General features: G+C 30.9%; 18 protein-coding genes and 1 pseudogene. 17 read left to right on the forward strand and 2 right to left on the reverse strand.

All coding sequences use genetic code 11. The features are described from left to right. Positions 1-317: 317 nt before the first annotated feature. Positions 318-887, forward strand: a complete 570-nt coding sequence (locus tag Ctaglu_RS21380; protein WP_125005572.1) for an Ltp family lipoprotein — start codon at positions 318-320, stop codon at positions 885-887. Positions 888-1018: 131 nt separating this feature from the next. On the opposite strand, the gene Ctaglu_RS21385 is transcribed toward Ctaglu_RS21380, so the two are convergent. Both Ctaglu_RS21385 and Ctaglu_RS21390 read right to left on the reverse strand, forming a co-directional pair. Continuing rightward, positions 1019-1435: a helix-turn-helix domain-containing protein gene (locus Ctaglu_RS21385; RefSeq protein WP_125005574.1), complete on the reverse strand. Its 417-nt coding sequence runs from the start codon at positions 1433-1435 to the stop codon at positions 1019-1021. A 237-nt stretch (positions 1436-1672) separates the two neighbouring features. Further along, entirely contained in the window at positions 1673-1906 is a 234-nt protein-coding gene (locus Ctaglu_RS21390; protein WP_125005576.1) for a helix-turn-helix domain-containing protein, read from the reverse strand. 238 nt (positions 1907-2144) lie between these two features. On the opposite strand from Ctaglu_RS21390, the gene Ctaglu_RS26320 reads away from it, so the two are divergent. From Ctaglu_RS26320 to pstA, 16 genes and pseudogenes are all read left to right on the forward strand, one after another. Beyond that, positions 2145-2267 (forward strand): hypothetical protein, encoded by a 123-nt coding sequence (locus Ctaglu_RS26320; protein ID WP_267901311.1) that lies wholly within the window; start codon positions 2145-2147, stop codon positions 2265-2267. Positions 2268-2296: 29 nt separating this feature from the next. Beyond that, positions 2297-2605 (forward strand): annotated as a pseudogene (locus tag Ctaglu_RS21395) (sigma-70 family RNA polymerase sigma factor); the annotation flags it as partial. 91 nt (positions 2606-2696) lie between these two features. Further along, a complete protein-coding gene (gene aroE, locus Ctaglu_RS21400; RefSeq protein ID WP_125005578.1) occupies positions 2697-3461 on the forward strand; it encodes a shikimate dehydrogenase in 765 nt (254 codons plus the stop codon). 14 nt (positions 3462-3475) lie between these two features. Then, a complete protein-coding gene (locus Ctaglu_RS21405; protein WP_125005580.1) occupies positions 3476-4531 on the forward strand; it encodes a type IV pilus twitching motility protein PilT in 1056 nt (351 codons plus the stop codon). 413 nt (positions 4532-4944) lie between these two features. Next, entirely contained in the window at positions 4945-6186 is a 1242-nt protein-coding gene (ftsA, locus tag Ctaglu_RS21410) for a cell division protein FtsA (RefSeq protein WP_125005582.1), read from the forward strand. A 15-nt stretch (positions 6187-6201) separates the two neighbouring features. Next, a complete protein-coding gene (ftsZ, locus tag Ctaglu_RS21415; RefSeq protein WP_125005584.1) occupies positions 6202-7305 on the forward strand; it encodes a cell division protein FtsZ in 1104 nt (367 codons plus the stop codon). Between the two features lie 199 nt (positions 7306-7504). After that, positions 7505-8311: a sigma-E processing peptidase SpoIIGA gene (gene spoIIGA, locus Ctaglu_RS21420; RefSeq protein ID WP_125005586.1), complete on the forward strand. Its 807-nt coding sequence runs from the start codon at positions 7505-7507 to the stop codon at positions 8309-8311. Positions 8312-8356: 45 nt separating this feature from the next. Beyond that, complete coding sequence (sigE, locus tag Ctaglu_RS21425) at positions 8357-9064, forward strand: RNA polymerase sporulation sigma factor SigE (protein ID WP_125005588.1); 708 nt, start codon at positions 8357-8359, stop codon at positions 9062-9064. A gap of 200 nt (positions 9065-9264) precedes the next feature. Beyond that, entirely contained in the window at positions 9265-9540 is a 276-nt protein-coding gene (locus Ctaglu_RS21430; protein WP_373861716.1) for a YlmC/YmxH family sporulation protein, read from the forward strand. A 158-nt stretch (positions 9541-9698) separates the two neighbouring features. After that, positions 9699-10154, forward strand: a complete 456-nt coding sequence (nrdR, locus tag Ctaglu_RS21435; protein ID WP_125005592.1) for a transcriptional regulator NrdR — start codon at positions 9699-9701, stop codon at positions 10152-10154. Positions 10155-10229: 75 nt separating this feature from the next. Next, a complete protein-coding gene (gene pgeF, locus Ctaglu_RS21440) occupies positions 10230-10955 on the forward strand; it encodes a peptidoglycan editing factor PgeF (RefSeq protein ID WP_125005594.1) in 726 nt (241 codons plus the stop codon). 38 nt (positions 10956-10993) lie between these two features. Continuing rightward, entirely contained in the window at positions 10994-11689 is a 696-nt protein-coding gene (locus Ctaglu_RS21445; RefSeq protein WP_125005596.1) for a response regulator, read from the forward strand. 2 nt (positions 11690-11691) lie between these two features. Continuing rightward, on the forward strand, positions 11692-13395 hold the full coding sequence (gene pnpS, locus Ctaglu_RS21450) for a two-component system histidine kinase PnpS (RefSeq protein WP_125005597.1): 1704 nt from the start codon (positions 11692-11694) through the stop codon (positions 13393-13395). A 181-nt stretch (positions 13396-13576) separates the two neighbouring features. Next, positions 13577-14467, forward strand: a complete 891-nt coding sequence (locus tag Ctaglu_RS21455) for a phosphate ABC transporter substrate-binding protein (protein WP_125005599.1) — start codon at positions 13577-13579, stop codon at positions 14465-14467. Between the two features lie 202 nt (positions 14468-14669). After that, positions 14670-15566, forward strand: a complete 897-nt coding sequence (gene pstC / locus Ctaglu_RS21460) for a phosphate ABC transporter permease subunit PstC (RefSeq protein WP_125005601.1) — start codon at positions 14670-14672, stop codon at positions 15564-15566. Beyond that, complete coding sequence (pstA, locus tag Ctaglu_RS21465; protein WP_125005603.1) at positions 15566-16453, forward strand: phosphate ABC transporter permease PstA; 888 nt, start codon at positions 15566-15568, stop codon at positions 16451-16453. Before pstC ends, pstA begins: the two co-directional genes overlap by 1 nt. The last annotated feature ends 3 nt before the right edge of the window (positions 16454-16456 follow it).

Raw genomic sequence — 16456 nt, forward strand, 5'->3', positions numbered from 1 at the left:
AGAAAATACACAACTTAAACAGACCATAGCAACCATACAAGGGGCTGTACAAGTAGCAGCACAATAATTCAAACCTCAGGGACTAATCTCCTTGGGGTCTTTTTTATTTTTTGTTAATTTATATATATGTTTTTAAATACAGTGGGTTTCGATGTAAATTTTTAATGATTTTACCGATTGATAGACGCTGGCTTTTAACTATACTTACACATTAATATTCAAATGCTTGTAAATGCTTCTAAAATTATTTTGAATTGTATGATTATGGACGGTATGGTACAATTCAATAGAATTTAAATATACGAGGGGGATTAATTATGAGTAAAATGGTAAATTGTAAGGCTTGTAGTAAAGAAATAGCAAAAGGGGTAAATAAATGCGTTCACTGCGGCAAAGACCAAAGAAACTTTTTTATGAAGCACAAACTATTAACTGCTGTGTTAGCTGTTGTTGTATTGGTTGGAATTGGTTCAGGCATGGGCGGAGATAAGGAAGCAGCGAAAGAAACTAGTACCAAGCCTGTAGCTACAGATGTTGTAAAAAAGGACACACCAAAGGTAGAAGAGAAAAAAGAAGAGACTGTTCCAACAGAATACATTTCAGCACTGGCAAAAGCAGAATCATATGGCAATATGATGAATATGTCTAAAGCAGGAATATATGACCAGCTAATATCAGAGAATGGAGAGAAGTTTTCAAAAGAAGCTGCTAAATATGCTATAGATAATGTAAAAGTTGACTGGAAAGAAAATGCATTAAAAAAAGCACAGGCATATCAAAAAGACATGTCAATGTCTCCAAGTGCAGTTTATGACCAATTAATATCACCACATGGTGAGAAATTTACAGCAGCAGAAGCACAGTATGCTAAAGATAATCTTAAGTAATACAAGTTACTATCAAAGTGGTATCTACAGGAGTGGTGGTAAATATAATTAATTAAGTTAAATAAATAAAAGGCACTGGTCAATGGAGTTCATCCACGATCCAGTGTCTTTTTATTTTTTGTTTTTATTTGTTATGTACAATTTCCATCTCTACATTTACCATTGCCCTTAAAGCAAAAGTAGCATAAAAAATCTTTTATACATATATTAAATTCCTCTGCGATTTTATAAATGTTATCTAAAGACATATTTTCTAATTCATCTTCGGATTTTATTGTTCCAGAACTAATTAACAATTTAATATCATCTTTTATTTTATCTGTATTTATCACTATTTTATCAACTCCTCTATTATCTTCTATGCATGGATAATCAAGCATTTGGCAAGGCGACGTGTCTAGCAATAGGCAAATTCTTTCTAGCATATCTATAGAAATTTTTTTATGACCTAGTTCAATTGCAGAGATATACTGTCTTGAAACCCCTAGCATCTTAGCCAATTGCGATTGTGATAAATTAGACTTCAATCTATATTCACGTGCCTTCATCTCTAACCGCCTTTTTATCTTATCATAACCTATATAGCAACAAATTAAAATATATTTAGCGCTAATTATTATTAAATTATTATTAAATAATAAACTTAATAATATTGCCAACCAATAGGTTGACAATATGTGCTAAATTTATTTTAATTGTGACCTTTGTTTTGACAAAATATTAACAAATAAAGTGGTATTATGGATAAGTAGAAGAAAATTACAGAGATGGTTGACGTGGTAAATTTATTTATGCTTTTTAGGATATGGAGTCTGTATGTCTGTCCTGCCTAGAAGGTAGTCTGTAGATACGTTAAAGTAATCAGCCATTTGTATAAGTAGAGGGAAGCTAGGTTCTCTCATATTGTTTTCATAGTAATTTAAGGCGCGAGTAGTAATGTGTAATTTATTTGCAAATTCTTCACTTGTAAGGTCACTATCTTCACGTAAAGCATGTAATCTATTACCAAATAATATCATATTTACACCCCCATAAAAAGAATAGCATGGAGGCTTAAATATGATCATCTCAAGAACGTTTTGTTCTTATAATAAACAATTCTAACGGGAGTTGTTATAATAAAACAAGAAAAATATTACAAAAGGTGAATAAAAGAACGAACACTTGTTCTATGAATTTATAATGAAATGTGATATTATTAAGTTATTAAGGATAGATATGGAAAATTAGACAGGTAAAACGAGGGGGATAAAGTTAATGTCAAATGAGGAAATAATAAAAAAACAAAAGGACTTGTTATATTTAGTTATTAAATTAAGTGAGAAAATAAATACACCTATTGACGATACTGACCAACAGGTGTATATAATGGAAGGGTAAATTTTTATATATATGTCTAACATGTAGGGGGAAATGAAATATCGCTTATGGATGTATTAAGTAGTGATGAAGATTCTATTATTGAGATAGTAGAAAATAAAATACAAATTAAAAAGCTTTATAGTAAGATAAACGTAGCTTTGATGGATAGAGAAAAAATAATAATCCAAATGCGTTATGGATTACTTGATGGTAACCCTCGAACTCAAAGAGAAATTGCATTAATTCTAGGAATTTCTCGGTCTTATGTATCTAGAATTGAAAAGAGAGCATTAAAGAAGCTTTATAAAGAATTAAATAATACTAATAAATCAAAACTTAATTGCTCTAATAAATAGTTATAGAGAATAGAAAAAATAAAAAAAGGAGAATTTTATAATTTCGTCGAATATTAATAAGTCTTCCATATTATAACTTGGAGATGATAAAGTGAAGTATACTGGATTAATTGGAAACAATATACAATACTCAAGATCACCAGAAGTTCACAATGAGTATTACAGACTAAATGGACTTGATTTTAATTACAGGTTATATGATTTACAAAAGAATGAAATAAGTTGTTTTATTGAAAATTTAGAAAAAAATAATATAGTTGGTTTTAATGTAACTATACCTTATAAAGAGCATATTATAAGTTTTCTAGACAAGGTTGCGTATCCCGCAAATGATATAGGCGCAGTCAATACAGTTGTATTAAAAGATAATAAACTTATTGGCTACAATACAGACTATCTAGGTTTCATTAAAAGCCTAAAAGTAGAGGGTATTAACTCTCTAAATGGCAAGGCACTGATTATTGGAAATGGAGGTGCGGCAAAGAGTATATTTTTTGCACTTAAAGATTTAGGAATAGAATCTATAGATATTACAGGAAGAGACAAACATAAGATTCTTAACCAATTTTCTGAAATGGATAAATTTGTAGAATTTAATTCAATTATAGATTGTAGCAACTACAATATAATTGTAAATTGTACACCCTTAGGTGGAATAAATCATCTTAAGGAATTTACATTAAAATTGGAAAACGCTTCAGAAAAAAATATATTATACGATTTAAATTATATACCTGAGAAAACATTGTTTTTAAAGCAAGGTAAGGAAAAGGGAGCTAAGATTATAAATGGCAAGAATATGCTAAAATTCCAAGCCCATTTTGCCATAGATATTTGGAAAGCTTCATTAAAATAACAGGAGGACAAACAATGATATCACTTAGTGAATTGCTAGAGAAAACTACAGAAGAAAATGCATCAGATTTGCACTTAACAGTTGGTTCCGTACCAATTATTAGAGTTAATGGGCATCTAATACAAGTAGGGAAAGATAAATTAACTCCAGGGGATACTGAAAAATACTCTAGAGAAATTTTACAAGATTCTTATAAAGAATACTATGAAAATGGAGAAATTGATACTTCTTACTCTATTGGAGGTATTGGAAGATTTAGAGTTAATGTTTATAAACAAAGGGGAAGCGATACTATAGCTATTAGAGTAGTTTCCCTAAAAATACCTACGCTCAAACAACTTGAGTTTCCGGAGGTTGTTCGCGCACTTACCACAAAGCAAAGAGGACTAGTTTTAGTAACTGGACCTACAGGCAGTGGTAAAAGTACTACACTAGCTGCTATGGTTAATGAAATTAACTCTACTAGAGCATGTAATATTATTACTCTGGAAGATCCTATTGAATATTTGCATAAACACAATAAATCCATTATTAATCAAAGAGAAATTGGGAAAGACAGTAAAAATTATAGAAATGCTTTAAAAGCTATCCTTAGAGAAGATCCAGATGTTATATTAGTAGGCGAAATGAGGGATCTTGAAACAATTTCTATTGCTATTACTGCGGCTGAAACTGGTCATTTGGTTTTCTCTACGCTACATACTATAGGTGCAGCAAAAACAGTAGATAGAGTAGTGGATGTATTTCCTCCACATCAGCAGCAACAAATTAAAGTGCAATTAGCAGCAGTAATGCAAGGAATAGTTTCTCAACAATTAATACCTAAAGTTAATGAAAAAGGAAGGGTAGCTGCCCTTGAGATAATGATATCAACTCCAGCAATTCAAAACCTTATAAGGGAAGGTAAAACGCATCAATTGCAGTCTTGCGTTCAAACTGGTGGAAAATATGGTATGAAAACTATGGACATGTCCATTGCAGATTTATATAAAAAAGGTATTATATCAAAAGATGAGGCAATGACATACTCCGTTGACAATGAAATGATGTTAAGAATGCTATCACTTTAGCAAATAATTAAACTGAGCTAAAAGCATAGATGAATTATTGCTTTTAGCTCTATTTTTACTTTAAAGTTAAGTTTTAAAGACATTTCAGAAGGAAAGTCTCCCACTTCTATAAATGGGGGGATAACAATAAGGTTACCTAATTAATATAATATTGCTTTTTTTATATATTGCTATTATACTAAACCTAGAAGAAAACTAACTTTTCAATATTATTATTATGATTATTATAATGTAGTTTACTAATTCTAAATTAAGTTTATATATACCTACTAATATAGGATAAAATGTATGCAGCTTTAATTGTATTTAAATTTCTAATAAATATTATAAAAAACTCATTTAAATAAGAGGAAAATTTATTTTTTTGTTGAATATATAAAATGAGGTTTCTCTTATAAGGGGGGATAAACTTAATGAATGAACACATAGTGGGAATAGACTTAGGATCAACGAAAATATGCGGAGCAGTTGGTAAGATTGCTAGCAATGGAAAACTTCAGATTATAGGCATTACATCAGTGGTATGTAGTGGTTTAAATAAATCAGTTGTAATAGATATTGATAGTACAGCTGAATCTATAAAGCAATGTATCACACAATTAGAGCGTATGACAGATATACAAATAAGTGAGGTATATATATCACTACCTGGTGGAATTTGTGAACTAGTAAGAAATACTGGAATGATTGCAATATCTTCTGAAGACAGAGAAATTAAACAATCTGATGTGGACAGGGTAATTGAAGCAGCTAAACTTATCTCAGTTCCATCCGACAAAGAAATAGTAGGCGTTGAACCTGAACAATATATTGTTGATGGATATGACAATATCAAAGACCCTAGAGGAATGAGTGGAATAAGACTAGAAGTTGAGGCACAAGTAGTCATGGCACAATCCACCGTAGTTAGTAATTTGTTAAAAAGTGTAAAATATGCTGGAATTAAAGTTAATGGCATAGTACTTCAACCATCAGCTATTTCGGAGGCAGTGCTTCGAAGAGAAGAAAAGGATATGGGAATAGCAATTGTAGATGTTGGAGCAGAGACTATTGATATCTCAATATACAAGGGTTCAAAAATAAAATATACTTCTATTCTTCAATTAGGTGGAAATAATATCACTAATGATATATCAGTTTGCCTTAAAGTTCCATTTAGCGAAGCTGAAAGATTAAAGCTTAAATATGGAAGTTTAGTCAAAGGCAAAGAAACCGATGTAGAGAAAATTAGGGTTAAAGATTCTTATGATAATTTTACTGATATTGATAATAATTTATTAGTTGATATAATTGAAGCTAGAGCAGAAGAGTTATTAAATTTAATTAAAAGCAACTTATTAAATAGTGGATTTTATAAAGAAATTTCTGGTGTAGTTATAGTTGGTGGAGGTATCTCTTTATTTAGAGGCACCACTGAGCTAAGCAAAGAGATATTCAATAAGTCAGTGAGAATAGGTTCTCCAGATTATGTGGGCGCGGCTAGTCCACTGTACGTTACAGCAGTTGGAATAGTTGTACAAGCTGCTAATAATCTTAAAACTAGTAATAGTTTTTCTGAAGAAATAGATGATGGTAAATGGTCAAAAAAACAAAGTAAAGGTGAAAAAAACCAATTTGTAGCAAAAATTAAAGGGTTTTTTGCAGACTTTTTCTAATAAGGAGGTAGTGTCGTGCTAGATTTTGATGTTGATGTTCAAGAATTTGCTCAGATTAAAGTAATTGGGTGTGGTGGCGGAGGAAATAACGCTATAAACAGGATGATTATGGAGGGACTTAAAAACGTAGAGTTTATAGCTATAAATACAGATAAACAAGCTTTAATTCTTTCACATGCGGTACAAAAAATTCAAATAGGTGATAAACTCACTAAAGGGCTAGGAGCAGGGGCCAATCCAGAGATTGGTATGAAAGCAGCCGAAGAAAGCAGAGATGAAATATCACAAGCTATAAAAGGAGCGGATATGGTGTTTATTACTGCAGGTATGGGAGGCGGTACAGGTACTGGAGCTGCGCCTGTAGTTGCTGAAATTGCTAAATCTATGGGAATACTAACTGTAGGAGTCGTAACAAAACCATTCCCTTTTGAAGGCAGAAAAAGAATGATTAATGCTGAAATAGGAATAAAAACTCTAAAAGAAACAGTAGATACATTGGTTACAATTCCAAATGAAAGATTATTAACCATGGTAGATAAGAAAACTACATTGATGGACTCCTTTAAAATGGCAGATGATGTTTTAAGACAAGGTATACAAGGTATATCTGATTTAATTACAATACCTGGTCTTGTAAATCTAGACTTTGCAGATGTAAGAACAATTATGCTTGCAAAAGGTCTTGCGCATATGGGTGTTGGTAGAGCCTCAGGTGATAACAGATCCCAAGAAGCAGCAAAGCAAGCTATTTCAAGCCCGCTACTGGAAACTTCTATAGTTGGTGCTACTGGTGTACTTTTAAATATTACTGGTGGAACAGATTTAGGACTTCTTGAAATAAATGAAGCCGCGGAAATTGTTCAAGGAGCTGCAGATCCAGATGCCAATATCATATTTGGTGCAGTTATAGATGAAAATTTAAAAGATGAAATAAGAATAACAGTTATAGCAACTGGTTTTGAAAATGAAAAAATATTAAAAAATAAAACTGTACCAAAGACCAAAGAAAAAGAAAAAGAAAAAGAATTTGTTAAACCTATCGAAGAAGCTGCCTATACTAAAGATTATGAGACTTCTGATTTGGAAATTCCAGCTTTTTTACGAAGACAAAGTAAATAAACAATTTTAATTAATTATAGGTACCTATGCACTTACAATAGAATTTGTAGTGCATAGGTATTTTTTTTATTACCTATATATTTAAAATAATATGGGAATTAGTGGCATTTTATAGAAGAATAAAAATTATATTTGTGGTAAAAAATGACAAAATTTTAATCACATAAGTTATATAATGTTTTTAAAGGAGGAAGGACGAGTGATAGTATATGTAGATGTTCTTATATTAGTAAATTTTATAGTTAATCTATTCATATTGCATGTTACTGTTCAAACATTAAGAAAAAGAGTGAATCTTATGTGGATGTGCCTATCAAGTTTTGTGGGTAGCTTATATGTTTTAACAGTTGTGTACCCAAAGCTTAGATACTTGTCATATATACCTTTTAAAATATTAATAGTTATAGGAATGATTTTAATTGTTTTTAGAGAAAAAAATATTTTATTCATAATTAAGGCTTGTCTAATATTTGTATTATATTCAATTCTTTTAGCTGGGATGTGTTTATTTATTCAAATAAGCAATAGTAAAGAAATGTCGTTTAATATAATTATAATAAATTTTCCTTATGAAAAATTACTTCTTTCAGTAATGATAATTTATATGTTGATATATAGGATCGTAATTTTTATAGGGGATAGAAAAAAAATATTAACTCTTATATACACTGTTGATATAATTAATAAAAGTTATAAAAAAACTATTGTAGCATTTTTAGATACAGGAAATGAGCTTCGTGAGCCTGCTACTAATTTGCCAGTATTAATTGTTGAACGGAATATGTTAAATGATGTAATACTTGAAAAAAACAATACCTATTACATTCCCTATACTGTACTAAATGGAACTAGGGGAAGCCTTGTAGGGTTTAAACCAGAGTATATTAATATTCATATTGATAAAAAAACCATTGAAACAAAAGATGTAATTATAGCCTTTTGCGAGGATAAATTAAGCAAAGACAACTACTACAATGCGCTTATGTCAAGGGGAATACTTAATTAAAAGTTCAAAATTATTATATAAAATAATAGATATAAGGAGGATATTATGTTCAATTTTAAAGTAGTGTTAAACAAGTTGATTGTTAAATTCAAAGTATTTTCAAAAAATTTGTTTTATATAGGGGGGAATGATGCACTACCACCTCCTTTGACTAAGGATGAAGAGGATGAATTGGTGGTTAGATTAGATACCGGTGACAAAAAAGTGAGAGCCACCTTAATCGAAAGAAATTTAAGGCTAGTAGTATATATAGCAAGGAAGTTTGAAAATACAGGTGTAAATGTTGAAGACTTAATTTCTGTAGGAACCATAGGGCTTATAAAAGCAGTTAATACCTTTGACCCTGAAAAGAAAATCAAATTAGCTACATATGCTTCAAGATGTATTGAAAATGAAATTTTAATGTATCTCAGAAGAAATAGTAAAATCAAAACAGAAATTTCTTTTTATGAACCTCTAAATGTTGATTGGGACGGTAATGAATTGTTACTTTCTGATATTCTTGGCACTGACAACGATGTGGTCTACAATATTATTGAAGATGATGTAGATAAACAATTGCTTTGGCTTGCTATGCAACGTTTAAATTCAAGAGAAAAAGAAATTGTGCAACTAAGATTTGGCTTAAATGGAACTACAGAAAAAACACAAAAAGAAGTTGCGGACATTCTTGGAATATCACAATCTTATATCTCAAGACTTGAAAAAAGAATTATAAAAAGATTAAAAAAAGAAATTAATAAAATGGTATAAGGTCCCTTTACGGGATCTTTTTTTTGTAATATCATTTTAATTTATACTTGAAACTTCTTACTCTTCTATGCTTTATTCTAAGAAATTAATTTTTTTCATTAAAAATGATATTTTTAATGGCTAATGAATATAAATAATATAAAGTGTTAGGCATTTTTAAAAATAGACTAGTGCACGTGACTAGCGGTTTTCAAAAACTTATGGGGGGTAATAAATTGGACAGCTTAATGTTTGCTATAAATAACTTAAGACAGATGGAAATTATAGATTTAAATTCAGGGTCGAAAATGGGATATATCAAAGATTTAAAAGTCGATTGTGAAGAATATCGAATTATCTCAATAATACTTCCAACTCAAAAATCATCTTGGTTTAATAAAAATAATAGCATTGAGATACCTTGGGAAAAAGTAAAAAAAATTGGTGTGGACGTTATTCTTGTAGATGGTAGTGATGTAAATATGGAAAATGAATAATACAGAATACAAATTTAATAAGGTAGCACATAAAAATAAATAACAAGTTATCCTACTTGTTATTTATTTTTATGTGCCTAAAGTATTTTAATTTATAAGAAAAAGTGTATAATGTTATTATATTTGCTAACTATACAAGAAAAAGGGCGTGAAAAGCATTGAAGTGTCCATATTGCAGCTGTGAAGAAAGTAAAGTAGTTGATTCTAGATCAACAGAGGATAATATTGCAACTAGAAGAAGACGCGAGTGTCTGACTTGTTTTAAACGATATACCACTTATGAAAAAGTAGATGATATACCAATTTTAGTAATAAAAAAGGATTTTAATAGAGAATATTTTGACAGAACAAAAATAATAAATGGACTTATGAAGGCCTGTCAAAAAAGACCAGTATCAAGAATGCAAATTGAAGCCATTTGTGATGAGGTAGAAAAACAGTTAAATAATGAAATGCTTACAGAAGTAAAATCTGATTATATCGGAGAAATCATTATGAATATACTAAAGAATGTGGATGAGGTTTCTTATGTGAGATTTGCTTCAGTTTATAGGCAATTCAAAGATATTAATACGTTTATGGAAGAAATAAGGAAATTAATGTCTAAGGAATAAAAACACCCTTAGACATTTTGTATTTTGAAAAATTAAATTTTTTACACTCTATGTATTTATAAATGAGGTGAAGTAATGAAAAATGAAACTATTAATAATCATGAATTTATAAAATTCCAGTATGAGAATGCTGTGATTTTGTTTTCTACAGCAAAAGCTGACCTAAATTTTAATAAAAATACACAGGAAGGGTTGCTAAATTTAGAAATTATTAAGAAACATTACAAGTTACAAGCTATAGGCTATTTAAATCAAATTCATAGTGACATAATTGTAAGTTTTGATGGAAATACTAATGATGGAGATGCATTAATATCAGATAGAACTAAAACAGCTATAGGTGTGTTTACGGCAGATTGTGTTCCAGTAATTTTAGTAGACACTAAAAAAGGAGTAATAGCTGCCGTGCATAGTGGGTGGAAAGGTACAAAGGCATTAATTGTAAGTAAAACAATTGAAAGATTAGAAGAAAATTATGGCTCAAAAGCTAAGGATATTAGGGTATATATTGGTCCACATATTGGTGGTTGTTGCTATGAAGTTAGCCCGGAACTAATAGAAGCGTTTACTAGTCAAGATATTTATAGTAATATTAAAATTAGTAATAATAATAAATTGGATTTAGAAAAATGTATTTTGGCACAACTTGTGGACAAGGGTATTAAAGAAGAAAATATTACTACTACCAACACTTGTACTGCTTGTAATAAACAATATGAATTGTATTCCTATAGAAATAGTGAAAATAAGCAAGGTAGGATGTTTTCTTTTGTATACTTAAGGACCCAGGAGATGATTTAACTCAATAAATTAAGCAGAAAAAGTAGGGAGGGATTAGCATGGCTGGAGAAAAAATATTAGTGGTGGACGATGAAGAGCATATTCAGGAGTTAATTAGGTTTAATCTTGAGAAAAGCGGATATAAGGTTATATGTGCTGGCGATGGTATAGAGGCTATAAAACTGGTTAAAGAACAATTGCCACAATTGATGTTACTAGATTTAATGTTGCCTGGAATGGATGGCTTGGATGTGTGTAAGGAAATTAGAAAAGACTCATCTATGGCAAATATGCCAATAATAATGATAACAGCTAAAGGAGAAGAAATAGACAAAATAATAGGACTTGAGTTAGGTGCAGATGATTATATTACAAAGCCATTTTCAGTAAGGGAGCTAGTTGCGCGGATTAAAGCTATACTTAGAAGAACCAATATGCAGCTAGTTGAAAAAACTTTCAATATTGGTAATTTGGCTATTGACTTTGGTAAACACGAGGTCATTAAAAGTGAAAGTAAAATTGATTTAACCTTAAAGGAATTTGAGTTATTGGAAATCTTAATAAAAAATAAAGGTAGAGTTATGACAAGAGACTTCCTATTAGATAAAATATGGGGTTATGAATACTTAGGAGAAACAAGAACTGTAGACGTTCATATAAGACATTTAAGACAAAAAATCGAAGAGGATGATAAAAATCCAGCATATATTCAAACTATTAGGGGTATAGGATATAGATTTAATTTTGGTGATTAATTATGAAAAAAAAATTAGTTATATATTTGCTCAGTACTGTGATTTTTATATTTGCAATAGTAACTGTTCTATTTGTATCTATTTTTAATTATGAATATCAACAAAATCTAAAAGATAAACTTGAAATAAATAATAATATGATAATTAACTTATTGAAAAGTAATAATTTAAGAGACCAAGAGAAATTTTTCGTAGAAAATTTAGCTCATTCGGAGTTAAGAGTAACCTACATAGATAAGAAAGGTAAAGTTATTTATGATTCATCTGTAAATGCAAAAACTATGGGTAATCACAATGATAGGCAAGAATTAATAGAGGCAAGAAAAAGTGGCAGTGGATTTTCAGTGAGATATAGTTCATCTACTGAGAAGAATATGATGTATTTTGCAACTACTTTTGATGATGCTCTTATTATTAGAAGTTCTATGCCTATTGAAATTGTAAATGGTCTAGGCAGTAAATATTTTAAGCTTTACATATTGGCCATATTATTTTGTGGGATAATGTCAATTTGGTTTTCTCTAAAACTATCCTGTATTATAGTAAAACCTATTACAGACTTGATTTTTATTACTTCAAGAATTAGTAAGGGGGAAATCCATAGAAGAGCCAGGACATTATCAGGTGGCGAAATAGGGCAACTAGCAAAGAACTTTAATGAGATGGCAGATAAACTAGAGTTCACTTTAAATGAGGTTACAGACAAGCAAAATAGGCTAGAGGCTATTTTGCAAAGTATGGATAGTGGAGTCATTGCTGTTGATAGGAAAAATAAAGTAATAATGATTAATCCCTATGCTAAAAAAATGTTTGGAATCACTAAAGATATTATAGGAGAAAATCTTCTAGATAATATAAGAGATTTTCAATTAGAAGATATTTTCCATCAAAGTGATGATGACTATAAAGAAATAAAGATAGTTTGGCCACAAGAAAGAGAACTCAGAATAAAAACTGCAGACATAATAAACAGAAGTCAGCATATAGGAACTGTTGCTGTGGTTCAAGATATTACAGAAGTAAAAAAATTAGAGAAAATGAGAACGCAGTTTGTTGCTAATGTTTCTCATGAACTTAAAACTCCTCTAACATCTATTAAAGGATTTGCTGAAACTCTAAAATATGTGGATGATGTAGACACAAAGGAAAAGTTTTTAAATATAATCAATGAAGAAGCCGAAAGATTAACTAGATTAATTACAGATATTTTAACACTTTCACATATAGAACAACAAAAGGAAATCAAAAAAGAAAAAATAGATGTTAATAAAATTATAAGAGATGTTTACAATCTAATGAAAAACACAGCAGATGTAAAAGGAATCCAGTTATCAATTGAGCAACACAGTATAAAAGCATTGCTAGGCGATGCTGATAGGTTTAAACAAATGTTAATTAACTTAGTAGGTAATGCAATAAACTACTCAGAAACAGGTGATAGTATTTGCATTGGAACGGAGGTCTACGATGATAGATTCATTCTATGGGTTAAGGATACTGGCGTTGGAATAGCTAAAAAACAAATTCCACGTATTTTCGAAAGATTTTACAGAGTGGATAAGGCCCGTTCTAGATCGAATGGTGGCACAGGTCTTGGCCTTGCTATTGTTAAGCACATAGTACTTCAATTTAAAGGGAAAATATATGTTGAAAGTGAGCTTGGACTAGGTAGTAAATTCATAGTTGAAATTCCGTACAATGAATAGAAATAAAACTGTACAATTATTATTGGGATAGCTTTATTTTTATTCATTGTAAAGTTTAATTAACATTAGTTAAACTTTAATTAACTTTTTCATAATACAAAATTAACCTTCGGGGTATAATATTATAAGTGTAATGAATAGCTAATAAAGAAATTAAAATAAGTGAACGGGGGAATTATCAATGAAGAAAAAAAGTTTAAAATTAATGGTAGCTACACTAGCAGTTGTAATGACAGCAGGAATTTTCACGGGTTGTGCAGATAAAACAGCTAAAACTACACCTGAAACTAAAAACACTGAATTATCCGGTTCAATAACTGCAGCAGGATCAACTGCACTTCAGCCTTTAGCAGAACTCGGTGCTAAAAATTTCCTGGATAAAAACCCAGGAGCAACTGTAAATGTCCAAGGTGGGGGAAGTGGTACAGGACTTAAATTAGTGTTAGAAAGTAGTGTAGAAATAGGGAATTCAGATATATATGCAAAAGATAAAGCAGGAATTGATGCTACTGCATTAAAAGATCACAAGGTATGTGTTATAGGAATTGCAGCGGTAACAAATCCAAAAGTTAAAGTAGACTCTTTAACAAAGAAGCAATTACTAGATATATTTACAGGAAAGATAAAAAACTGGAAAGAAGTTGGCGGAGCTGACATAGCAGTTACAGTTATAAATAGACCAGCATCTTCAGGAACTAGGGCAACATTTAAACAATTTGGATTAGATGGCAGGGAAGAAGTGGCAGGATTAACTTCAGATTCAAGTGGAGCTGTTAAAGGAATGATCACAAAAACAGATGGAGCAATAAGCTACTTAGCATTATCATACTTCTCTGATGAAGCTAATAAAAAAGGCTTAAACGTATTGAAAATTGATGGTATTTCTGCAAGTGCAGAAAACATAAGCACAGATAAATATAAAATTTGGGCATATGAGCATATGTACACTAAGGGTGAACCTACAGGATTAACAAAAGCATATTTAGATTATATGATAAGTGATGAAATGAAAGCAGGAATAAAAAAACTAGGATATATCCCAATGGCAGATATGAAGGCTAAAAGAGATTAATGTTCTCAAAAGGCTGGGTAAAACCAGTCTTTATTTGCATTAATTAATATCCGTCGGTGCTTATCCTATTAACGATTTTAGAAGGAGTTTTATACCCACCACCGAAGCTTTATTTTTTCTCGGGTAGCAAGTTCTCATTTATGGAAGATGGCGGACTTTCCTTCTGAAATGTGGTTAAAATAATTTTTCGAGGTAAAATGATATGAAAAAAATATTTTTAAAACTTAAAAATGAATATCTAGGACGCGGTTTTGCAATGTTTTGTGGTGCGATTATAGTCATTCTTACCTTTTCAATCATATTATTCCTAACTACCAAGGGCCTCAGTACCTTTATAAAGCATGGATATTCAATATTTCATTTTATATTCTCAGGGGTATGGAATCCAGAGGGTAGCGGAGGATCACTATCTCCTCAATTTGGAACTTTGATATTCATTATTGGGTCAACAGTGGTTTCTTTCCTTGCGGTGCTAGTAAGTGCACCAATAGGGGTAGCACTAGCTGTATTTATGAATGTAATTTCACCAAAACTCGGTACAAAAGTTCTTCAACCTGCCATTGAGTTATTTGTGGGAATACCTTCCGTTGTTTATGGCTGGATAGGAGTAAGTGTATTAGTACCTATTATTAAGATTTTTTTTGGAGGAATAGGATTTAGTCTACTTGCAGGAGTACTAGTTATTAGCGTAATGATTTTACCAACGATAACAAGCATTTCTTCAGATGCTATAAAAACTATACCTAAAGATTATATAGAAGCATCCTATGGACTTGGAGCAACTAGATGGCAAACTATAATTAAAGTAATTATTCCAGCAGCTAAAAGTGGAATATTAACAGGCATAGTCCTGGGAGTTTCAAGAGCCTTTGGAGAAGCGCTAGCAGTGCAAATGGTTATAGGAAACTCAGTTACCTTCCCTAAGGGTTTACTTGGAACCACAGCTACATTAACAAGTATACTGACTATGGACATGGCAAATACAATTTATGGCACAGCATGGAATGACGCATTATGGTCAATGGCGCTATTATTATTATTAATATCCTTTATATTTATACTTCTAATTAGAAAACTTGGAAAAAGAGGTGATATATAATGAGTTCTAAAGTTAAGGATAAAATAGCAACTATAGTTTTATATATAATTTCTGCCTTAGTGATTCTTTTGCTTATAAGTCTTATAGGCTATATAATATATAATGGGAGACAATCATTAAATTTAAAATTTTTATTCGGTGAACCCAAAATAGGTGAAGCAGGTGGAGGAATTGGACGTCAATTATATAATTCAATACATTTGCTCTTAGTAACCCTTATAATTACAGTACCTCTAGGGGTAGGGGCTGGAATATATTTAGCTGAGTACGCAAAAGAGGGAAAGGTATTAAATATTATAAGATTGAGTATCGAAACTATGGCTTCATTGCCTTCTATAGTAGTAGGATTATTCGGGCTATTAGTTTTTGTTAACATGACAAAATGGGGATATTCTCTTATTGCTGGAGCGCTAGCTATAACTATAATAAATTTACCGGGTATGACTAGAGTTTGTGAAAATGCTATTAAAGCTGCCTCATTTGGTGTTAAGGAAGCCAGTTTAGGACTGGGTGCTACCAGGTGGCAGACCATTAAAAATGTTGTATTACCTTCTGCAATGCCTCAAATTCTAACAGGTATTATACTAGCAGCAGGAAGAATATTTGGAGAAGCAGCAGCCTTACTTTATACTGCTGGTATGAGTGCACCAACTTTGAACTTTACTAATATAAGCTTAACAAGTAAAGCTTCAGCTTATAGCTTATTAAGGCCCGCTGAAACTTTGTCTGTGTATATATGGAAGCTTAATTCTGAAGGAATGGTGCCTGATGCGGCTAAGATAGCAAACGGAGCTTCAGCAGTTTTAATAATAGCAGTGCTTATATTTAATGTATCTGCAAGAATAATCGGAAAAAAATTATATGAATCTCACACAGGAAGTAAATAGGGA

The sequence above is a fragment of the Clostridium tagluense genome, from assembly GCF_003865095.1.
Lineage (GTDB): Bacteria > Bacillota > Clostridia > Clostridiales > Clostridiaceae > Clostridium_AD > Clostridium_AD tagluense.